Raw genomic sequence first — 21,557 nt, forward strand, 5'->3', positions numbered from 1 at the left:
ACTACATCTTTCCTTTTCTGATCACGCTGTTCTTTTATCGTAGCCATGGAAAGCAGTATACACTGCCAATACTTTCGGAACGATTAATATCGATCTCTTCGATCAGGCGCTGTTTAAGCTGCACCCACTGGGCCGGGTCCACCAAACATTCGAAGACGGAGTATTGGACCCGCTGGCCATAATCCTGACAAGCCTTGGCAACCCGGCGCAAGCGACGGGGGCCATCTGGGGTTTCGGTGCGAACATCATAGGTAATGAGTACCATCATGACAGCTCTCCACTTCAGCGCCAGATAAAGGCGGGATAGGCATCGAGGTCACCACGCAGATAGCGGGCGAAAAGGCGTGCCTGGATATGGGGAATCAGACCAATCTCAAGCTCCTCACCCAGAAAGGGGTGGCGCAACCGATCGGCCTTTCTCTCTTGGTAAGCGACCAGCACCGCCTTGCGAATCTCATCGTTCATCATCACCGCCCCATCCTCACTTATCGTAAACCCTCCCGGTTTGAGTTGACGCCGGTTGATCAAGCTAAGCACCAGTCGATCGACAAGAAAGGCGCGCAACTCCTCCATCAGGTCGATGGCAAGACCAGGGCGCTCCGGTCGATCACGGTGCAGGTAGCCAACGGCCGGATCAAGACCAACCACTTCCAGCGCGGAGGCTATGTCATGGCGCAACAGGGTGTAGAGGAACGATAGCAGCGCATTGAGCGGATCGAGGGGCGGCCGCCGGCTGCGCCCATCAAAACAAAAGGCCGGGTCAGTATGGGTGATCAGGTCATTGAAGACACCGAAATAGGCGCGGGCTGCAGCACCTTCGCTACCACGCAGGCTGTCGAGGCCATCACCCCTCCCCACTACACTGCGCTGCAGACTGGCTAGATGCGTCACCGCTGCCTGCAACCGTGCGGCACCCTCGCCATCCGGACGATCACGCAGGGCACGTTGTAAGACCGTCCGGCTGTTGGCGATTTTGGTGGCGACCAGCACCGAGACAATACGAGCCGTGGCTGCATCATCATCGGCCCGGCGATACTGTTCCCGACGCAGCAGCACGTTGCCCGAAACTGACCCATGCACCCGCGCCAGAAATCGCCCCCGTTCGGTAAGAAAGGCCAACCCCACACCCCGCTCGGCGCAGAGCCCCATCAACGGCGCACTGGCAGAGACCTGACCAAAGCAGACGATGGCGCCAAGGGTGTGGATCGGCAACCGCAGGCGGGTCTCCCGTTCGATCCGCACCAGCACATTCTCCCGTTCCCGGGCCAACCAGGCCCCTTGGGTGGTGACATAGAGGGTATTGAGCAATTTTTTCATGGCAGACCAAGCATCCGTTGCAGATAGTCGCTGGCGGAACCCTGCCGTGGCATGCAGAGCTCAACCAACGAACAGTGTTCACACTTGGGGCCTGGCTCAGGGGATGGGGTCTTTTGAGCAGACCAGAGGGCATGCAGCCGTGCAGCGAGTACCGTAGTCTGCTCCCGCAGCAGCGCATCGAGCGGCACCCGTTCACGGCGGCGCGCCTTGCCGTAGAACAATGCCCCCTCGGGAACCGGTGTGTCGAACATCTCTTCGAGGCAGAGCGCCTGGGCACAGAGCTGGATACGGTCCCAGTCATCGCGCTTGCGCCGACCCCGCTTATATTCCACCGGGTAGGGCCGCCAATACCCCTTCCGACCCGCTAGCCGCGCCCCCTCCTCTGACTGATGAAACTCCACCACGTCGGCGATCCCGCTCAGCCCCAACTGGCGGGAGTGAAGACGCAACGAACGGGCAATATGCAGATCACCCCGGCTCTCCGCCTCACCGCTGTTGGCGCGCTGGTGCAGGATCTGCCCCTCAGCGGTAAATCGGTTCTCCTGCCAGCTCTGCTCCAGGTGGATCAGGGCGCACTGGCGCGGGCAGTAGGCCAGATGTTGCAGGGCCGAGAGGGGCAGCAGCGCATCTTCCGTGTACATGGATCACTCCTTGTGCCGGGGTTGGATGGCCTCTATCACAAAGCCACCCGCTACAGTCGCCGCAGCAGGGTGACGCCATTGCCCAAATCCTTCTCTCCGCCTGCCTCGACCAGATTGCCAATGGATTGACCATCGAACAACACCCGGTAGTCGTCAAAGGCGCGGGCCGGCTCTGCGGTATCGACGCGCTTGATGCTCACCCGATCGAATAGGGTGTGGGCCGGTGCACTACCAAGCCGGTCATCATGCCTGAAGATCAACAGGCCACGAGCGCTCATCTGGCCCCGGGCGGCAGAACGGTCGTGCTCGAACATCTGCTCCAAGGAACGCCACAACAGTTCCAGATCCTCTTCGGAGAAGCCCGTCTTCTCCGCTAGCGGCGCGCTGATGAAGCCGTGGGCGCGATAGAGTCCGTAAGGGATGGTGAATTTGCGGCCCATGGTGCGATTATCGCCCTGCTGTTTCTCCGCCTCGGCCTCAGTGGTCACCGCCATGCGAGTAATGGCATGCTCAGCGGAGACCACCGGATCGACAGAACGAGCAAAGGTCATCTGCACCGGCCCACGCACCTGTCCACAGTTGACCTCGGTCGTCATTACGGCACCAAAGGTTCGGATATCAAAGAAGTTCTGGCACATGAATCCGGTGACCCTCTTGGCGTCTTCTACCTTCTTTGGCAGCTTTTTTGATGCCGGCTTCAGCTCGAAGGCTTTATAGGCGCGGCCATGCTGACTATTCAGCACTGCCTTCTCCTTGACGTAGATCTCGTAAGGCGGCTGTTCACCATTGGCCAGCCCGACGAAGTTGCGCACCTTGCGCTTGAGGCAAACATCGGTGACCAGCCCGTGGCCAGTCTCGGCGTCGACCCGCGGCAGGTTGCCCGCATCGGGGTCGCCGTTGGGGTTGCCGTCTTTCACATCAAACAGGTAGATGAAATCGTAGCGGTTCTGCATGGTGATTACTCCTTGTCGTCAGTTGTCATGTCCTGGGCCTTGTTGCCACCAAACAGCGCCTTGCGTTGGTGATAGTAGCCGATGGCAAATAGCGCCTGAGCCTCCAGGTTCAGGTGAGGGGGCATGGTGTCGAGACCGTCGACGATCTCCTGCACCAGCTTTTCACGGTTGACCTTGGCCCCCGACACCAGCTTGGCCAAATGGTGCTGGTAGGTGCGCAGTAGGCGCGGAAAGACCATCGATGGGGTGGCCGAGGCGGCGCTGTAGAAGCGCTCACGGATGGTGGCATTGATACCAGGCAGCGCATCTTCCTGGGTCTTTTCCAGCACGGCAAACAGCCTGCCCAGCCGGTAGGCCGGATCGGTTCTTTCGGTATCCAGACTCACGGGGATTCCTCCTTGGGTGCAATTGAGACGGGTCAGCCACGCCTTGAGAACAGCGGCGCGATAGAAATTGATGGTGCGGTCGGCGCGGATACGGCGGATCACCGCGCCGGCCAGGCTGTCGGGATAGGGGGTGCCTTCGAGGATGGCGCGCATCAGGGCACCGGCCAGGAGGGGTGGGATGTCCTTACTCTCGCGGGCGGTTTCGCGCAGTAGACGCCAGGATGGCGGAAACTCCGGGTCTGGCCTTTTGCTGCCCGCCTCGAACTGGGGAACGATGCGCAATGCCTCGTAGTGGGCCTTGAGCCGGTCGAACAGGTGGCCCAGGGTGTCGGTATGCCAGAAGCGCACCGACAGCCGCGCCGCATTGGGGGCCAGTCCCAGCAGGTAGATCGGTGTGGCTGGGTCGTCGCCCAATGCCCGCAGTTCGTCACCACCGCTACGCAACGCCTTCAGCAGCACCTCGATCTGTTGCAGGGTGGCGGCATCCTGCGCCTCGTTGCTATTCAGGTCGCCAGAGAACATCGCACTCAACCAGCCTTCGGCGACGGTCGTCTCGCCAGTCCAGAAGGCGATGGTGGTATCCCCCAGTGAGAAGCGGTGCCGGTGACTATGCGGGCCGCTGAGCAGTCCGTTCAACGCAGTGGCATAACGGAAGGTGGCCGCCTCGGAGACCGGGGCGTTGTGGCTCTGCGACTTGTCGTAGGAGGTGAAGGCGTCGCAGTTAAATGAGACCAGCAGTGCGCCAGACGACTGGGCACCACCTACCCCCTTGATCTTTGGCTCATGGATCGATGCGATCGGTGATGGCTGGCCGGTGACCAGGCAGATCGAACCGGCGGCATCCAATGGCCCAACCTCATCCTGGCGCTGCCACCAGGCCCGGATTGCCGGGTACTCGTGGAGATAGCGGGTCTCGCCGAGCAGTTGAAACAGGCCGAAACCACTGCTGATCTCCCCCAACAGGGGGTGGTCGTCGCTGCATTCGCAGGCCCACTCTTCGAGAAACCGGCAGATGGCTGAGAACGCCGGATCGTCGATCTCCTCCTCCAACTTCAGGTGGCGCTCACGGAAGGCGGCGAACGACTCTTGGGTGCGCACTGCACGCTTTCGATACTTGTCGATCGACTCCTTTGCCTGACGTGGTGCGACATGGCCAAGCAGGTAGGCGCTGTTGTCCCAGAGGAAACAGGGGTTGAGACCGGAGCCGGATGGCTTCGCCTGCCCCGGCAGCAGCCGCTGGATCGGCACGGCCTTTTTGCCGCTGTGGTCCCGCAGGTCACTGATCTGGTGCAGACGTCCATCGGGATGGATCACCACCGCAAAGGCGATCTTCTGCAGGCTGTAGCCGGGGGGGCGCGATGGCGTAGGCGGGGTCGTCGGCCAAGCGGTCATAGAGCCGGTTGAGGGATTGCAGGATCATGCCAGCGCCCCTCCCGTCTGTTTCAGACACTCGCCCAGGTCGATCACCCCATCCACCATCCGGGCACGGAAGAAACGCGGGGTCATGTCGTCGGTGAAGTCGATGTCGTGGAGCATGAAGCCGAGGTCGCGCTCACCGCGCAGTTCAGCCGGGCAGTCGGGCCACTGCTCCACCGGCTCGAAGTGGGCGGCGAACTCGCGGGTGCCGAGGTAGGGGCGGTGAAAACACTGGCCCTTGCGCAGACGGCGGTTGAAGGTGTCAAGGTGCTTGGCGGCTGGATTGGCGGTGGTGGTGCCATCCCGCTCCCGTGCCTCAATAATCTCGAAGTGGGCCTCGATGCCGTAGCAGACGTTGGTCAGCAGCAGGGAGGCGCGCTGCTGACGGTTTTTCGAGTCGTCGGCATAGAGGGCGAGGACCTCGGCGCCCCCGTTCATCGCGGTCTTGATGTTTCTGAGCGGGATCTTGTAGGCCACCTCGTTGCGCCGGATGTTGGTGAAGCGGATCGGGGCGAAGGTCCTGATCCGGTCGATCACCCAGCGGATCTGCGGCTTCCAGTAGATCGCCTCCAGAATTCCGCGCGCCCCGGAGGGGGTCATCACGTCGTAGGAGACCCGCTCGGCCTTCATCTCGGGGCGGGTCCAGCAGGCGTAGTCGCCGCTGACCAGCAGTTTCACACCTTGTGTCATGGGTTGTTCTCCTCATTTCGGTCCGGGGTTGTCTCGGGGCTTTGTGGGAGTGGCCTGGGGCGCGCAAGGCGCTGTTCGCGGGCAAGCCCGCTCCCACCTGACCCGTTATAGCCATCGAACCAGATGGCATCCCAGAGGGGATAGTTACCGATGTATGCGACCAGGCCGGCTCGCAGGGGATTGGCGACCAGGTAGCGGGAGACGGTGACCAGATCCTCTTCCCGGCGCAGTGCGTGGTCGTGGTAACCGGGTTGCCAGACGGGGCCTGGCCTCTTCTGATCCGGTTGATGGCGATGGCGCTGCGGGATTTGACCCGGCGCAGGAGATCGGCCAGTGGCCCTTCCCGTAGCTCTATAAGCCAATGGAGATGGTCGGGCATGACGACCCAGGCGAGGGTGTGGCAGAGGCCGATCGCTTCTGCCCGCCACAGCTCCCGGGCGACCACGGCCCCATATCGAAAATCGGCCAGAATCGGTCTCCGCTGGTGGGTGGCGGTGGTGAGCAGATAGGCGCGGCCTGGTTCGCTGTGGCGTCCTTTTCTCAGTCGATGGCTTTGGGGCATAGGTCTCGTCCTTGAGGGCTAGGTTGTTCGCGGGCAAGCCCGCTCCCACGGATAGCCAGTTCCGATCTTGTGGGAGCGGGCTTGCCCGCGAAAACAGCTGTTGAATTCATCCTATCACTAGCTCGTTAGGGTCGTAGAGAGGGTCGGCATCGAGTTGCAGGCCCAATTCCGGGTGATAGTAGAGTTGCGGGGCGGCAAGTATTGCAAACCACTCGCAGAGCAGTTCGATTTGCCCGGCACCGAGTGCGGTGCGCCAGTGACGCTCGGCAACACTGACGCTGTAGCGCTGGAGCTTTCGCCGCAACTCACGGGGTATCCGGTTTCCGCTGGCCTCGATGGCGTAGAGGCGTTCAACCAGCGCCTGGGCCTTGTCGTCGTGGGGGACGATGATCGGGCGCTGGCTGTCGCCGATGAAGCGGAAGCGTTCGGCGACGGTGGCGAAGTTGAAGTTCAGATAGGGTGGCTGGTTACCGAGGTTCCAGTTAACCGGGTCGCAAATCCCCTGCTTGTCCCAGTCACTCTGTTGCTGCCAGTAGTGGAGCCGGAAGTAGTGTGCGATGGTGTCGAGACCTAGCAGGTCGTGGTATCGGCCCGTTGCCATGACCTGGGAGGCGGCATCGGCGCAGCGACGCAGGTAACCACGGGGAATCGGATGCTCCGATTCATCGGGCCGAAAGGCCCAGGTGATCGCACCCTGTCGCAGCCCCTCCCGGTTGCAGCGTCCGGCGGCCTGGGCGATGGAGTCGAGACCGGCCAGCGAGCGCCAGACCACCGGGAAGTCCACATCGACCCCGGCCTCGATCAGCTGGGTGGCGACCACCCGGCAGCGCTGCCCCGCCTTCAGCCGTTGGCGGATGGTATCGAGCCGGGTGCTGCGGTGGTTGGGGATCATCGCCGCGCTGAGGTGGAAACAGCTCTCGGCTCCCGCTTTCTCCTTCAGCGCCCGGTAGAGATCGGCGGCGTGGCGGCGGGTATTGACGATGGCCAGCGCCTGTTCACTCTCCAGCAGGCGGTCGGCGAGTTGGGAGCAGTCGAGTGTGCCAGCATCCCGCACCTCGACCCGCTTCAGGCGCCGGTAGAGGGCCGGGGCGTCGGCGATGATCGGGATTGCTTCCGGCAGGCCGATCTCGAACTCTTTTTCCCGATATTCGATGGCGGGCTGGGTGGCGGTGCAGAGGACGACGCTGCAGCCGTATTGCTCGACCAGCAGCCGCAGCACCTTCAGGCAGGGTTCGAGCAGGGTCACCGGCAGGGTCTGCACCTCGTCGAGGATGATCACGGAGCCGGCGATACGGTGGAGCTTGCGGCAGCGCGAGGTACGGTTGGCGAACAGCGACTCGAACAGCTGCACATTGGTGGTGACGACCAGCGGCGCGTCCCAGTTCTCGCTGGCCAGGCGCAAGCGTGTGGTCTCGTTGTCCGGGTCAAAGTTGGAATGATGTTCCAGAATCAGCTCATCCAGATCGGCGTCGAATGCCTCAAAGACTTCCCGGAAGGTCTCGGCATTCTGTTCAATGATACTGGTGAATGGGATGGCGTAGATCACCCGACCAAGTCCGTTGCACGCGGCGTGGCGTAGCGCAAAGGCGAGGGATGCGAGGGTCTTGCCACCGCCAGTGGGCACCGTCAGCGAGTAGAGTCCGGGCTGGCCCTCAGCTGCTTTAAGGCAGGCGGCCAACACCTCGGCACGGGCCTCGGCGACCCTGCCGCTGGCATCGCCGAATCTCTGTTGCATGTAATCGGAGAGGTGCCTATCAAGTGCCGTAAAATCCACTTGATCGGTCGGGCGCTGCGCCGCCTGCTGCGGGTTCATGAACGCTTCGGTGGCGAGGAAGTCGGCATCCACCAGGCAGGAGAAGAGCATGCGGGTGGCGAAGGCGAGATTGAAGGCAATCGCCTCCCGTGTAGCCCCGGGAATCTTGGGCAGTTCAATCGCGGGCGCCTCAAGCAGTTCGTCCGGGGCGCTGTACCGCCAGTCAGGAACACTCTTGGTCAGTCGGGCCTTCAGACAGGCCCCAGTGGCAAGGCCATCGAGCAACCCGGCGTGGTGACCAGCGATGGGATAGGCAAGCAGTGCGCTGAGGGGGGGTGGCAACGCCGTCATGGCGTGCTGCGCACCCGCCGAGGTGTGATCGACTTTGCCTCTGACCTCGCCGGTATGGCTGTCACCGCCCGAGGTGGCGCTTGCCCGCAGGTAGCCCTGGAAATCGTCAGAAAACTTGCCGAGATCGTGCCAGCGTCCCATCAAGGCCGCCAGCACGGGCCAGAACGCCGCCCCTTCCGAGAAGGCCTGGGCGGCAAACGCCTCGGCGCACTGGGCCACCGCCTCCAGGTGGCCTCCCTCCCCCAACAATCGCTCCCACTGCTCAAACGCTTCTGGATGGTCGGGGTGAGTATGGGCAAAGGGTGTGCGGGCAGTCATCATGACCTCTCCTCAGTGATCGATCCATGTTCGCTGTGGCAACACCCGTTCAGGTGCGTTCCCTGTTAACGACAGGCCAAATAATAGCAATAAAAAAAGCGGGCCGAAGCCCGCTTTTTCATCTGCCAACAGACCGTAGGGGGTCAGTGCCCACCCCCTTTCAGCGCCGCAACCATGCCTTCGATGGTGTCTTTGGCATCGCCGAAGATCAGCGAGGTGTTGTCCTGGTAGAAGAGCAGGTTGTCGACACCGGAGTAGCCGGGGCGCATCGAGCGTTTGAGGAAGTAGACCTGACGCGCCTTCTCGGCATCGAGAATCGGCATGCCGTAGATCGGGCTGGAAGAGTCAGTCTTGGCCGCCGGGTTGACCACATCATTGGCGCCTACCACCAGACAGACGTCGGTGGTCGGGAACTCGGGATTGATCTCGTCCATCTCCAGCACGTTTTCGTAGGGGATGTCGGCTTCGGCCAGCAATACGTTCATGTGACCAGGCATGCGCCCCGCCACTGGGTGGATGCCGAATTTCACCTCCACGCCTTTCGCCTCCAGCAGCTCCATCATCTCCTTTAGGGCGTGCTGCGCCTGGGCCACCGCCATGCCGTAACCAGGGATGATGATGACGCGGTTGGCATCCTCCACCCAGTAGATCGCATCCTCAACCGAAGCAGATTTCACGCCCTTCTGCACCGCCTGGGCCGCCGCACTGTCGCCGCCAGCGTCATCCGAACCGAAACCGCCGAAGATGACGTTGAAGATGGAACGGTTCATCGCCCGGCACATGATGAAAGAGAGGATCGCGCCGGAGAAACCGACCAGCGCGCCGACGATGATCAGCAAATTGTTGTGCAGGGTGAAACCAGTGGCCGCCGCCGCCCATCCCGAGTAACTGTTAAGCATCGAGATGATCACCGGCATGTCCGCGCCGCCGATCGGGATGATCAGGGTGAAACCGAGAATGAAAGCCAGCGCGGTCATGATGAACAGCGAGAGCATGCTCTCAGTCATGCCGAAGTGAATACCCAAACCGATGGTGAGGATTGCCAGCAGCGCATTCAGCGCGTGCTGCCCCTTGAAGATTACCGGCGCACCGCTCACCAGCCCCTGCAGTTTGGCAAACGCTACCACCGAGCCAGAGAAGGTGATCGCACCGATGATGATGCCGGCGGAGAGCTCGCCCATCAGCACCGGGTTGAGCTGTCCGGCCGCCGCCTTGTTGAGATAGGTGCCGATCGCCACCAGCACCGCTGCCATACCGACAAAGCTGTGCAGTGCCGCTACCAACTGCGGCATCGCAGTCATCTCCACCCGCATCGCCAGCACACCACCGATTAGCGCGCCCGCCGCCACACCGGCGATGATAAAGCCGTAGGATTGCACCTCACCGCCCATCAGGGTGGCCGCGATGGCGATCGCCATGCCGGCCATGCCGAGGAAGTTACCACGGCGCGCCGAGGCGGGATGGGTCAGCCCCTTCAGGGCGAGGATAAACAGCACCGCCGAGATCAGATAGGCCAGCGCCTGAATGTCCACAGAGAGTTCCATGATCTAGCGCCTCACTTATCTTTTTTCTTAAACATCGCCAGCATCCGGTTGGTCACCAGAAAGCCACCGAAGACGTTGATCGATGCCAGCAGCACCGCGAAGAAGCCGATAATCTCGGCGCTGGTGCTGGCGCTCTCCAGGCCGGTGACCAGCAGCGCACCGACAATTATGATGCCGGAGATAGCGTTGGTCAGCGCCACCAGCGGGGTGTGCAGTGCCGGGGTGACGCCCCAGATCACGTAGTAGCCGATGAAGCAGGAGAGTACGAATATATAGAGTGAAACCAGTGTATCAGGCATTGGGAGTGCTCCCGTTCTGCGCCCACCGGGCGCGGGTAAAAACTGAATCAGGCGTCGGCCCGGAGCTGCATCGCCTCGGTGATCTCATCCTCATCGAGATCCTTCAGCTGCAGCCCCGCCTCGCCCTGCTCCACCATGATATCCAACAGATTGCGGAGATTACCGGCGTAGAAGGCGCTGGCATCGGAGGGCACCATCGCCGGATAGTTGGTGTGGCCGACGATGATCACGTCATGTTTTATGACCACCTGATCCGCCTCGCTCAGCGGACAGTTGCCACCGCTAGCAGCGGCCAGATCGACGATCACCGAGCCGGCGCGCATCCGTTTCACCACCTCCTCGGTAATCAACACCGGCGCCGGTCGGCAGGGGATCATCGCCGTGGAGATGATCACATGCGCCTTGGCCAGCGCATCGGCGAGTGCCTGCTGCTGTTTCGCTTTCGCTTCGTCAGAGAGCTCCCTGGCATAGCCGCCCTCACCGGAGCCGCTCTCACCGATATCCAGCTCGATCGCCTTGGCGCCGAGGGATTCAATCTGCTCTTTGGTCTCTGGACGCACATCATAGGCATGCACATCGGCACCCAGACGGCGCGCGGTGGCGATCGCCTGCAGGCCGGCGACACCGGCCCCCAGCACCACCAGCTTGGCGGGCTTGGCAGAGCCGGCAGAGGTCATCATCAGCGGCAGGAAGCGGCCGTAGTGGGCGGCCGCCTCAATCACCGCCCGATAGCCGGCGATATTGCTCTGGGAAGAAAGCGCATCCATCGACTGGGCGCGGGAGGTACGGGGAATCCGCTCCATCGCCAGCACCCGAATGCCCTTCGCCTGCATCGCCTTGATGCTCTCATCCTCGCCACAGCTCTCGACGAGGCCGATGTAGATGGCGCCATCCGCCATCGCCGCCACCTCCTCCGCGGAGGGTTTGCGCAGCTTGACCACGATCTCTGCTGCCAACGCCTCGGCGTTGGAGACCAGCGTGCCGCCGACAGCGCTGTACTCATCATCTGGGAAATGCGCCGACTCGCCTGCACCTGCCTCGATCAGGATCTCAAAACCCTTGCCAGTCAGTTTTTTCACCACATCGGGGGTAATTGCCACCCGGGTCTCCCCGGCCAGGCTCTCTCTTGGAACACCAATCTTCATTATCTGCCCTTATCATGCAGGGTTCGGCCAGAGTGGCCACAAAGCGCGGCATTATCCTGCCAAGCCGACCTTAGCTCAAGAGAGAGCCGGCAAAGCCACAAAATCCTCAGGGGTAGTCACATTTTTCAGTGAATCTGTGATGGTTCGACAGAATTTTCTTCCCGCTCTTTGAGCAGTGCGTCGCGAAGCCTCTCCAAATGCTGCGCCACAGAGATACGGATCTCGGTGCGCGGCTCTCTGATCTCGAACAGGGCATCCTCGAAACGCACTTTGCCAAACATCAGCACACCATTGTTGGAGATGACATAGGGCTCGCTGGGCATACCGGTCAGCGGAAAAATCTGGCGGTTAAGCCGGCGGTCACCATTTTCATCATGGAAACCCGACACCGCATAGCGCCCGGCCGGTATATCGGCGAAGTGCAGCCGCGTTTCGGGCGATCGCGGCTCGACCACCTGCCAGGCATAGGCCTGAAACCCGTCGCTGGCAAAGTCGCTGTCTGTGGCGTATGTCTCCGCATTGTTGTGCAGCGCCACCAGCAGCTTGCCCTCGCTGCTGCGCACATTCTCCAGAGTCACCCACAGCTCAGCGGCCGGCAGTGGCCCCGAAACGAGGCTCCAGAGCACCATCCACCTTGCCAAATATTTCATCTCGACTCTCTCCCTGTTTCCTGTCACTGCAGCAAAGCTTTCTTTCAGCTCAGCTCCTGCAGCAGCTCGATCTGCGGTGCGACCTTGTACAGGGTCTCCTGATACTCCGCATCGACCTCGGAATCGGCGACGATACCACCACCGGCCCAGAAGCGGATACGCTGGTCGGACCAGACCATGGTGCGGATTGCAATATTGGTATCCATCGCCCCATCGAACCCCAGATAGCCGATGGCGCCACAATAGACACCACGGCGGTGCGGCTCCAGCTCCTCGATGATCTGCATCGCCCGCAGCTTTGGTGCACCAGTGATCGAGCCGCCAGGCAACGAGGCCTGCAGCAGATCCAGCGCATCCCGGCCTGCTGCCAGCCGCCCCTCGATCTGGCTGACCAGGTGATGCACCCGGGCGAAGGATTCGATCTCGAACAGTCGCTCCACCCGGATACTGCCGGGCCGGCAGACCCGCCCCAGATCATTGCGCAGCAGATCAACGATCATCAGATTCTCAGCCCGATCTTTCTCACTCTGCTGCAGCTGCCGTCTGGATCGGCGGTCCGCCTCAGGGTCGGCAAAGCGCGGGCTGGTGCCCTTGATCGGGGCGCTCTCGACCCGATCCCCACAAAGCCGCAAGAAGCGCTCCGGTGAGGAACTCAGTAGAGTCGAGTCGGGCAGCTGTAGGTAGGCGCCGAATGGAGCCGGGTTGGTGCGTCTCAACCTGAGGTAGAGCGCCCAGGGATCGCCCTCGGCTGGCGCCTCGAAACGCTGCGCAAAATTGACCTGATAGCAGTCGCCATCATGGATGTAGCGCTGGATACGCTCGAAACGCTGCTGATACTCCGCCCGAGTCAGGTTCGAACCGAGTGGGCCGGTGAGCTGAAAGCCACCTGCCTCTGCGGGCTTCGGGTTGGAAAACAGCGCCACCAGTTCATCCCAGCGCCGTTCGGTCCGCGTGTCCCGCCCCTGCCCCAGCAACCAGCTCGACTCAGCATGATGATCCACCACCAGCGCCCAGTCGTAGAGGCCGATCTGCATCTCCGGCAGCCCCTCCGCATCCTCAGCGAGAGATGGCAGGGATTCAAAGCGTCGCACCAGATCGTAACCAAAATAGCCAATGGCACCGCCACAGAAGGGCAACCCGTCGATGGCCGAGCTGGCAGAAGCGTTGAGCTGCTCACGCAGCAATTCGAGGGGATTGGCCGCCGAATGATGCGCGCTATCGCGCCCTTCAATCAGGGTCTGAGCGGCATGGGTGGTGAGCCTGCGCCAGGGATCGGCGGCGATGATGTCGTAGCGCCCCTGCTGGCTCATGGGCCGACCGCTATCGAGAAACACCGCCCAGGGCAGATGCCGTACTTCGGCGAACAGCTTGGCGCTGTCGGGGTGGTAGGGCAGACGCTGCAGGCGCGGGGACATGGCTGTCAGAGGGGAGGTAAGACAAACCGAACTGCGGTCTAGCCAATCGCCACGGCAACCGAAGCTGCCGTGGCAGGCTGTCTCACTCAGACCTCGTAGGGGTTACGACGAATGATGGTCTGGTTGCGATCCGGTCCGGTGGAGATTATGTCGATGGGGGTCTCAGTCAGCTCCTCGATCTTCGCCAGATAGTTGCGGGCCGCCTGTGGCAGTGCATCGTAGCTGACGACACCAACCGTGGACTCCTGCCAACCGGGCATCTCGATGAAGATCGGCTCGCACTGCTCGAAGCGGTCGGCACCCACCGGTGGGGTAGTCACTTCCTTGCCATCGAGCTTGTAGGCAACACAGATCTTCACCCGCTCCATGCCGTCGAGCACGTCGAGCTTGGTGATGCAGATACCGCTGACGCTGTTGATATCGAGAGAGCGATTCAGCGCCACCGCATCGAGCCAGCCACAACGGCGCTTGCGGCCGGTGGTGGCGCCAAACTCGTGGCCCTTGACCCCCAGGTGCTCGCCATCCTCATCGAACAGCTCGGTGGGGAAAGGCCCTGCGCCGACTCGGGTGGTGTACGCCTTGACGATGCCCAGCACATAATCGAGGTAGCGTGGCCCGACACCGCTACCGGAAGCAGCGCCACCGGCGGTGGTGTTGGAGGAGGTCACATAGGGGTAGGTACCGTGATCGATGTCGAGCAGCGCACCCTGCGCGCCCTCGAACATCACGCTCTTGCCCGCGCGGCGCAGCTGATGCAGGGTACCGGTGACATCTTCAACCAGCGGCTTGAGCTGCTCGGCCTGGGCCAGCAGCTGATCCAGCACCTGCTGATAGTCCACGGTGTCGAAGTTGAAGAGATTCTTCAGCGCAAAGTTATGGTAGTCCATCACCTCTTTCAGGCGGCTGGTGATGTGCGCCTCGTCGAAGATCTCACCCAGGCGGATACCGCGGCGCGAGACCTTGTCCTCATAGGCCGGACCGATGCCACGCCCGGTGGTGCCGATCGCCTTCTTGCCGCGGGCCTTTTCACGGGCACCGTCGAGGGCGATATGGTAGGGCAGGATCAGCGGGCAGGACTCGGAGATACCCATGCGCTCACGGGCTGGCACGCCAGCTTTCTCCAGCATCTCCAGCTCTTCCAGCAGCGCCACAGGTGAGAGCACTACACCGTTGCCGATCAGGCAACGCACACCCTCGCGCAGCACACCAGAGGGAATCAGGTGCAGCACAGTCTGCTCGCCATCGATCACCAGGGTGTGGCCCGCATTGTGACCGCCCTGAAAACGAACTACGGCGGATGCCTTGTCGGTCAGTAGGTCGACAACCTTGCCTTTGCCTTCATCACCCCACTGGGTACCGATAACTACGACGTTCTTTCCCATGCTCTCAGTTCTCATTGGATCGATTGAGGGGCTTTTATACCCGTTTTTGTTAAAATTTGGAAAGCTAGCGCTAACCCGCGCGGGACCAGCCTAGAGTCTAACCAGCCGCCACTGACCGTCACTGAGCCGCAACTCTTGGATGCAGCCCATCTCTTGCGCACCACCCTGTTGTCCCGGCAGACCGCTGATCACCCGCTGCCCTGCGACACGCAGCCGCTCTACCTCGGCCGCTAGCGCCGGATCATCAGACCAGGGGGCAAAGACCGCCTCCGGCTGTGGCACATCTGCAGAGTTGCCCAGGCGGATCAGGGTCTTCAGGTCGGTGGAGAAGCCGGTGGCCGGGCGCGCTCGACCAAACACCTTGCCGATCTGGTCGTAGCGACCGCCGCGAGCTATCTCCCTGCCACTACCAGGCACGAAGGCGGCGAATACCACCCCAGTGTGGAAGTGGTAGCCGCGCAGTTCCGCCAAATCGAAATGGATCGGCAGTTGCGGCAGCCAGATGGCGATCTGATCGGCCATGCGCTGTAGATAGTCGAGCGCCTGCTGCACCGACTGGTCGGCAGCTTTGAGCAGGTGCCGGGCGCGACTCAGGAGGGTAACATCGCCATTCAGTTCGCCGAGCGCCGCGAGCATCGCAGCGACTTCTGCATCCACCTGGAAATCAGCCAGCAATTCCGCCACCTCGGGCAGCGCCTTGCGCTGCAGAGCGTCAAACAGTGCCCGCTCCTGGCTCTCGCTCAGCCCAGCCTGTTGTGCCAATCCACGGTAGATCCCCACATGCCCCAGGTCGAGATAGACCTCTTCGAGGCCGGTCAGCTCGAGGGTCTGCATCATCAGACGCAGAATCTCGACGTCGCTCTCCACCCCGGCGTGGCCATAGAGTTCGGCGCCGATCTGCAGCGGACTGCGGCTGCCGGCAAAACCGTCGGAGCGGGTATGCAGCACGCTGCCGAGATAGCAGAGGCGGGTCGGTTCATCGCGACCGATGTTGTGGGCATCCATGCGCGCCGCCTGGGGGGTGATGTCGGCACGGATACCCAGAGTGCGGCCGCTCAGCTGGTCGGTCAGCTTAAAGGTCTGCAGATCGAGGTCACTGCCGGTTCCGGTGAGCAGAGCATCGAGAAACTCCACAAACGGCGGGATCACGTAGTCGTAACCCCAGCTGGCAAACAGGTCCAGCAGTTGCCTGCGCCGCCGTTCAACCAGCGCCGCTTCCGGCGGAAGCACCTCTTCGATGCCGTCAGGCAGTATCCAGCTTTCGTTTTGCATTGGATCGCTCATATCACGAAGAAAGAGAGGGCCAGACCACTGAATATACTGATCAGGCCGCTGATGCGCAGCGAGCGGTCATCCATCTGCGCAATACTTAACAACATCCGGCGCATGCTTGCGGGAGCGAGGGAGGGCCAGAGCCCTTCAAGCACCAGCAGCAACGCGAGTGCCGGCCACAAATAATCCACAGTCGCACCTTTTATCGAGGAACCTTTGAACAGATCTCGCGCGGCTGCCTTGCTCCCAAACCAACCACTGCTGCGTTGTACCCAAAGGGCATTTCCTAGGGGCAAAATCCTGGCAATAGCGCGGCCATTACCTGCGATTTCCACCCTGCAGCGGATGATCCGGCCCCACAATTCAGCTCATGCCGATTGATTCAGTGGCCCCATAAAAAAACCGGGAACTCCCGGTCTGTGTTAGGCCCGCCAGATGGCGGGCCGCTGCATATTTTCCCAAAGCGTCCGACGCTTGTCTATTTCCCCTTTTGACTCTTCAGATAGCGGAAGAAGTCGGAGTCAGGTTGCAACACCATCACATCAGCACGGCTATTAAAGCTGTTTCGATAGGCGTTGAGGCTGCGATAGAAGGCATAGAACTCAGCGTCTGTCTGATAGGCATTGGCGTAGATCCGCGCCGCCTTGGCATCGCCCTCGCCTCGCAGCTTCTCCGACTCTCTATAGGCGTCGGCCTGAATGACTACTTGCTGGCGATCGGCGTCGGCACGGATCCGCTCCGCCGCCTCAGCGCCTTTGGCACGCAGGTCCCGCGCCACCCGCTCACGCTCGGCACTCATACGGCCGTAAACCGATTCGGAAACCTCCGGCGGTAGGTCAATCTGCTTGACCCGCACATCGATTACCTCGACACCCAATTCTGATGCCTTGGCGTCGGCATCTTTGGTCAGCAGGGACATGATCTCGGTGCGATCACCGGAGATGACCTCCTGGATGGTGCGTTTACCAAACTCATTGCGCAGACTGGTATTGATCCGCGCCGCCAGTAACCGCGCGGTCTTGGCATCACTACCACCGGTGGAGCGATAGAATTGTGCCACGTTGGCGATACGCCACTTGGCGTAAGAGTCGACGATCACGTCCTTTTTCTCAAGGGTGAGGAAGCGCTCGGGGCGCGCATCCAGGGTCTGGATGCGTCCATCGAACTTCTTCACGTCGTTGAGAATCGGCACCCGCCAGTGCAGGCCGGGCTCGTAATCACTGTCGATGATCTCACCCAGACGCAGCTTGAGCGCCATCTCCCACTGGTTGACAGTGAACGTAAAGGCGTAGACCAGGACCGCCAAGCCAGCGGCGGCGGGCAGCAGTATCTTGATGTTCTTCACTAGCGGACCCTCCTGCCACGGCTGTTTTCGCGGACATCCCGCCTAGCCGGCGGCGCCTGTGTGGCGGCAGGTTTGTAAGGCTTGTACTGAGGTGCAGCAGCCCCGTCGCCAGCACTCTGGATGATCTTGTCGAGCGGCAGATACATCAGGCTGTTACTCCCTTCACTGTCGAGCATAACCTTGCTGGTCTGTGACAACATCTGCTCCACCGCATCGATATAGAGACGTTCACGGGTGACCTGCGGGGCCTTTTTATACTCCCCAAGCACGGCCAGGAAACGGCTGCTTTCACCGATCGCCTCGGCAATCACCCGCTCGCGATAAGCCTGGGCATCCGACAGCTGACGGGCTGCCGCACCACGCGCCCTCGGCACCACCTCGTTGGCATAGGCTTCGGCCTGGTTCTCTTGACGCTCCTTGTCCTCACGCGCCTTGATGGCGTCATCGAAGGCCGCTTTGACCTGCTCCGGCGGCTTCGCAGCTTCGATGTTGACACTGGTGATCTCTAGGCCGGTCTTATAATCGTTGACCATATCTTGCGCGGCGCTCTTGATACGATCGGAAATCGCGCCACGGCCCTCGGTGAGAATGAAGTCGAGGTTACTTTTGCCGATAATCTCGCGCACCGCGGTCTCAACCGCATCTCGCAGGGTCTTCTCCGGATTCTGATCCTGGAACAGATAGTCCCCAGCATCCTGGATGCGAGACTGCACCGTCAGCTGCACATCGACGATATTCTCATCCCGGGTAAGCATCTGTGCCTTGTGGGGAAACGAGGAGATCTGATCAACATTGACCTTGTAGACATTTTCGATGGGAAACGGAAGATGCCAGTGAGGACCTGGCTGGGTGGTCTCAGCATAGGCGCCGAAGCGCAACACCACGCCGCGCTCAGCTGGCTCGACAATGTAGATGCCGGAACCGATCCAGACCACCAGGGCAACCAGCGCGATCAGCCCGACGCCGACAGCACCAGGCCCGCCGCTGGCGCCGCCGCCAGCGCGGTCGGAACCTGAGGATTTACCGCCACCAAAGATCCCGCCAAACTTCGCCTGCAGCTTCTTCACTACCTCGTCCAGGTCGGGGGGACCCTGGTCACCGCCGCCTTTGCCACCCCAAGGGTCTTGATTACCGCCACCCGGTTCATTCCAGGCCATCTATCACTCCCAACACGCTGAAATCCGGGCGCAACCCAGAATTGTTTGTATCAAAACTCGCACGCCATCCACCACGATTCCGGATGATCAGCCAGAGCCCGACTTCTACTGGAGAGCCAAAGGCCTCACGCCACCGGCTCTCCGCCTGTAAATAATAAGGGCTGGCATTCTAACAGCCCCTTAGATGGAGGGGAACGGAATATCTTCAGCCTATCAGGCGCCCCTTTAGTTCAGGCACCTCTTTTAGCAGCCGTTCAAACTCAAGCTCCGCCATGTCGACCTGCATCCCCCAGCCACCATCATCGCAACCAGTGTCGGCCAGCACGTCACTACAATTGTAGAGCAGTGAACGCAGTCTTCCATCTCCAGCCTGCAGGCGCACCCCTTTTTGCACATGGTTTCTACGAAAAAACTCAGTCAGTGCCTGCCGCAGCAATCCTACCCCCTCACCGCTCCTTGCCGAGAGCCAGACGCGGCGAATCCGTCCATTCTCATCACGTTCGAGCCGCGACGAGGCCCCTTCCTGCAGGTCGATCTTGTTGTAGACCTCGATCTGATCGATCTCATGGGCACCGATCTGTTGCAACACATCGTTCACTTCAGCGATGCAGTGTTCGCGCTGATGGCTGGCGACATCAATCACGTGCAGCAGCAGGGAGGCCTCTGTGGTCTCCTGCAGAGTCGACTTAAAGGCTGCCACCAGATCGTGGGGCAGTTTGCTGATAAATCCCACGGTATCGGCCACCACCACCGCACCTTCGCCTTTCAGCTGCAGCCGGCGCAGGGTTGGATCAAGGGTGGCAAAGAGTTGATCTGCCGCGTAGACCCCGGAGCCCACCAGGGTGTTGAAGAGGGTCGATTTGCCTGCATTGGTATAGCCGACCAGAGAGACCGTCGGCACATCCGCCTTGGCCCGGCTGCGTCGCCCCTGCTCGCGCTGCATCTCGACCTTCGCCAGCCGTTTTCGGATCTGTTCGATGCGCTGATTCAGCAGGCGGCGGTCGGTCTCGAGTTGAGTCTCGCCTGGTCCGCGCAGGCCGATACCGCCCTTCTGTCGCTCCAAGTGTGTCCAGCCCCGCACCAGGCGGGTGGAGAGATGGCGCAGCTGCGCCAGTTCGACTTGGAGTTTGCCCTCGAAGGAGCGGGCGCGCTGGGCGAAGATATCGAGGATCAGTCCGGTGCGGTCGATCACCCGGCACTTGAACTCACGCTCCAGATTGCGCTCCTGACTCGGCGACAGAGTATGATTGAAGATCACCAGTTCGGCCGCTTCCGCCTCCACCTGCTGGCGGATCTCCTCGCTCTTACCACGTCCGACAAACAGCCGTGGGTCGGGATGGGAGCGGCTGCCCCCCACCATCGCAACCGACTGTGCACCGGCGGAGAGAGCGAGATCGGAAAATTCCTCGATCTCTTCCGGGTCGCTGACACGCCCGAGGTCGAGATGTACCAGGATCGCCCGTTCACCCGATTTGGGTCGTTCAAACATTTAAGGATTGGCAGGAGTTGGGGGAGGAAATAAAGGAATTCGCGCCCAAGCCAGAACAGACATGTCCCGACCCAATGGCGCGCAGGCTATGAATGATCGGTTCAGAAGTTACCGCCGGAAGAATCCGGAGCACTATCCGCCGATGTGTCGTTGTGTGGCAGGCGAACATTGCGCGCCGGCACCACAGTGGAGATTGCATGTTTATAAACCATCTGGCTTACGCTGTTCTTCAACAACACAACAAACTGGTCAAAAGATTCAATCTGCCCCTGAAGCTTGATTCCATTCACGAGGAAGATCGAAACCGGAATCCGCTCCTTTCGCAACGCGTTCAAAAAAGGGTCTTGTAAGCTCTGCCCTTTAGACATTGAAGTACTCCTTATTGTCTTTGTTCACTTAACCGGGACGCTCGATTTTGAGTGAATTCATTGAAATCACCCCCCAGTACTGTCGGAATTGTAGCACAGAGACCAACGGCAGTCGGCAAATTGTCTCCGGAATAATAGCGAGGTAATCGGCTCAGTTAGCTCCGTGATCGATGAAATTCACGATCAGTTCCCGAGCCTGCCCCAGCAAATCAGGCACCTCTTCATCAAGCCATATAAGCTCTTTGTCGGCCCGCAGCCAGGTGAACTGGCGTTTGGCCAGTTGCCGGGTGGCGATGATGCCCCGTTCGATCATCTCCTCCCGGCTGTACTCACCCTGGAGATATTTGATCATCTGGCGATATCCGACAGAGCGCATCGACGGAAGTTCCGGGCTCAGATCCCCGCACCCGATTAGGCCGGCCACCTCCTGCTCAAAGCCCGCCTCCAGCATGCGCTGAAAGCGCAGCGCGATACGCTGATGCAGCTGTGCCCGCTCACGCGGCGCCCTGACCAGTTTCAGCAGACGGAAAGGCAGTGGCTCTGCCTGCCGCTCCGCCTGCAGTTCACTCAGCGGCCTACCGGTGATCGAGATCACCTCCAGGGCACGCAGCACGCGTTGCGGATCGTTGGGGTGGATCTTCGCTGCACTCGCCGCATCCAGCTGCTGCAGACGTTGATGCAGTTTTTGGATACCCAGGACGCGCATCTCTGCATCCAGGCGGACACGCAGCACTGGGTCGGCGGCAGGTAGCTCTGCCAGGCCATGCTCGAGGGCACGAAAATAGAGCATGCTGCCACCCACCAGCAGCGGGATATTGCCCGCCTCGGTGATCTCGGCCATCGCCTGCAGGGCGTCCTGGCGAAATGCAGCGGCGGAGTAGGCCTCAACCGGATCGACAATATCGATCAGACGATGCGGCGCCCGCTTCAGCAACTCGGCATCAGGCTTGGCCGTGCCTATATCCATGCCCCGGTAGACCAGCGCCGAGTCGACACTAATGATCTCCAGCGGCAGCCGCTGTACCAGCTCCACCGCCAGCTCGGTCTTGCCCGAAGCAGTTGGCCCCATCAGGAAGATCGCCGGCGGCAGCACTTGATCCATCA

At 61.1% G+C, this 21,557-nt stretch carries 20 protein-coding genes and 1 pseudogene; all 21 read right to left on the reverse strand.

Annotated elements, in window-relative coordinates; genetic code table 11:
- Positions 1 to 34 precede the first annotated feature (34 nt).
- Complete coding sequence (cas2, locus tag Ga0074115_RS06900; protein WP_057957266.1) at positions 35 to 268, reverse strand: CRISPR-associated endonuclease Cas2; 234 nt, start codon at positions 266 to 268, stop codon at positions 35 to 37.
- Between the two features lie 14 nt (positions 269 to 282).
- Positions 283 to 1,317: a type I-C CRISPR-associated endonuclease Cas1c gene (gene cas1c / locus Ga0074115_RS06905; RefSeq protein ID WP_057957265.1), complete on the reverse strand. Its 1,035-nt coding sequence runs from the start codon at positions 1,315 to 1,317 to the stop codon at positions 283 to 285.
- Positions 1,314 to 1,958 carry a CRISPR-associated protein Cas4 gene (gene cas4 / locus Ga0074115_RS06910; protein WP_057957264.1) on the reverse strand — a complete coding sequence of 215 codons (645 nt, stop codon included), beginning with the start codon at positions 1,956 to 1,958 and terminating at the stop codon, positions 1,314 to 1,316. The genes cas1c and cas4 overlap by 4 nt, the downstream gene beginning before the upstream one ends.
- A 50-nt stretch (positions 1,959 to 2,008) precedes the next feature.
- Positions 2,009 to 2,911: a type I-C CRISPR-associated protein Cas7/Csd2 gene (gene cas7c / locus Ga0074115_RS06915; RefSeq protein ID WP_087959745.1), complete on the reverse strand. Its 903-nt coding sequence runs from the start codon at positions 2,909 to 2,911 to the stop codon at positions 2,009 to 2,011.
- 5 nt (positions 2,912 to 2,916) lie between these two features.
- Positions 2,917 to 4,689 (reverse strand): type I-C CRISPR-associated protein Cas8c/Csd1, encoded by a 1,773-nt coding sequence (cas8c, locus tag Ga0074115_RS06920; RefSeq protein ID WP_232432959.1) that lies wholly within the window; start codon positions 4,687 to 4,689, stop codon positions 2,917 to 2,919.
- A gap of 24 nt (positions 4,690 to 4,713) precedes the next feature.
- Positions 4,714 to 5,403, reverse strand: a complete 690-nt coding sequence (gene cas5c / locus Ga0074115_RS06925; RefSeq protein ID WP_057956238.1) for a type I-C CRISPR-associated protein Cas5c — start codon at positions 5,401 to 5,403, stop codon at positions 4,714 to 4,716.
- A 119-nt stretch (positions 5,404 to 5,522) separates the two neighbouring features.
- A pseudogene (locus Ga0074115_RS15755) lies at positions 5,523 to 5,965 on the reverse strand (REP-associated tyrosine transposase); the annotation flags it as partial.
- A gap of 106 nt (positions 5,966 to 6,071) precedes the next feature.
- Positions 6,072 to 8,390, reverse strand: a complete 2,319-nt coding sequence (locus Ga0074115_RS06935) for a CRISPR-associated helicase/endonuclease Cas3 (RefSeq protein ID WP_060528357.1) — start codon at positions 8,388 to 8,390, stop codon at positions 6,072 to 6,074.
- A 140-nt stretch (positions 8,391 to 8,530) separates the two neighbouring features.
- Positions 8,531 to 9,931, reverse strand: coding sequence for an NAD(P)(+) transhydrogenase (Re/Si-specific) subunit beta (locus tag Ga0074115_RS06940; protein WP_057956239.1), 1,401 nt, complete (start codon positions 9,929 to 9,931; stop codon positions 8,531 to 8,533).
- 11 nt (positions 9,932 to 9,942) lie between these two features.
- Entirely contained in the window at positions 9,943 to 10,281 is a 339-nt protein-coding gene (locus tag Ga0074115_RS06945; RefSeq protein WP_370443652.1) for an NAD(P) transhydrogenase subunit alpha part 2, read from the reverse strand.
- Complete coding sequence (locus Ga0074115_RS06950; RefSeq protein ID WP_057956240.1) at positions 10,278 to 11,375, reverse strand: Re/Si-specific NAD(P)(+) transhydrogenase subunit alpha; 1,098 nt, start codon at positions 11,373 to 11,375, stop codon at positions 10,278 to 10,280. The genes Ga0074115_RS06945 and Ga0074115_RS06950 overlap by 4 nt, the downstream gene beginning before the upstream one ends.
- Positions 11,376 to 11,500: 125 nt before the next feature.
- Entirely contained in the window at positions 11,501 to 12,025 is a 525-nt protein-coding gene (locus Ga0074115_RS06955) for a DUF2141 domain-containing protein (protein WP_138921928.1), read from the reverse strand.
- A gap of 44 nt (positions 12,026 to 12,069) precedes the next feature.
- Positions 12,070 to 13,440, reverse strand: a complete 1,371-nt coding sequence (pabB, locus tag Ga0074115_RS06960; RefSeq protein WP_057956241.1) for an aminodeoxychorismate synthase component I — start codon at positions 13,438 to 13,440, stop codon at positions 12,070 to 12,072.
- An 86-nt stretch (positions 13,441 to 13,526) separates the two neighbouring features.
- The gene (locus tag Ga0074115_RS06965; protein WP_057956242.1) at positions 13,527 to 14,822 is read right to left on the reverse strand and encodes an adenylosuccinate synthase; all 1,296 of its coding nucleotides are present in this window, start codon (positions 14,820 to 14,822) and stop codon (positions 13,527 to 13,529) included.
- Positions 14,823 to 14,912: 90 nt separating this feature from the next.
- Complete coding sequence (locus Ga0074115_RS06970) at positions 14,913 to 16,094, reverse strand: ATP phosphoribosyltransferase regulatory subunit (protein WP_408642708.1); 1,182 nt, start codon at positions 16,092 to 16,094, stop codon at positions 14,913 to 14,915.
- Between the two features lie 8 nt (positions 16,095 to 16,102).
- Entirely contained in the window at positions 16,103 to 16,456 is a 354-nt protein-coding gene (locus tag Ga0074115_RS17165; RefSeq protein WP_324616995.1) for a DUF2065 domain-containing protein, read from the reverse strand.
- 116 nt (positions 16,457 to 16,572) lie between these two features.
- Entirely contained in the window at positions 16,573 to 17,439 is an 867-nt protein-coding gene (hflC, locus tag Ga0074115_RS06980) for a protease modulator HflC (RefSeq protein WP_057956244.1), read from the reverse strand.
- On the reverse strand, positions 17,439 to 18,596 hold the full coding sequence (gene hflK / locus Ga0074115_RS06985) for an FtsH protease activity modulator HflK (protein ID WP_057956245.1): 1,158 nt from the start codon (positions 18,594 to 18,596) through the stop codon (positions 17,439 to 17,441). The genes hflC and hflK overlap by 1 nt, the downstream gene beginning before the upstream one ends.
- Before the next feature lie 205 nt (positions 18,597 to 18,801).
- Positions 18,802 to 20,085: a ribosome rescue GTPase HflX gene (hflX, locus tag Ga0074115_RS06990; RefSeq protein ID WP_057956246.1), complete on the reverse strand. Its 1,284-nt coding sequence runs from the start codon at positions 20,083 to 20,085 to the stop codon at positions 18,802 to 18,804.
- Between the two features lie 101 nt (positions 20,086 to 20,186).
- Positions 20,187 to 20,453: an RNA chaperone Hfq gene (gene hfq, locus Ga0074115_RS06995; protein ID WP_005961352.1), complete on the reverse strand. Its 267-nt coding sequence runs from the start codon at positions 20,451 to 20,453 to the stop codon at positions 20,187 to 20,189.
- Positions 20,454 to 20,604: 151 nt separating this feature from the next.
- Positions 20,605 to 21,555 carry a tRNA (adenosine(37)-N6)-dimethylallyltransferase MiaA gene (miaA, locus tag Ga0074115_RS07000; protein ID WP_057956247.1) on the reverse strand — a complete coding sequence of 317 codons (951 nt, stop codon included), beginning with the start codon at positions 21,553 to 21,555 and terminating at the stop codon, positions 20,605 to 20,607.
- Between the last annotated feature and the right edge of the window lie 2 nt (positions 21,556 to 21,557).

Source organism: endosymbiont of Ridgeia piscesae (assembly GCF_001443665.1).
Taxonomy (GTDB): Bacteria; Pseudomonadota; Gammaproteobacteria; order Chromatiales; family Chromatiaceae; genus Endoriftia; species Endoriftia persephonae.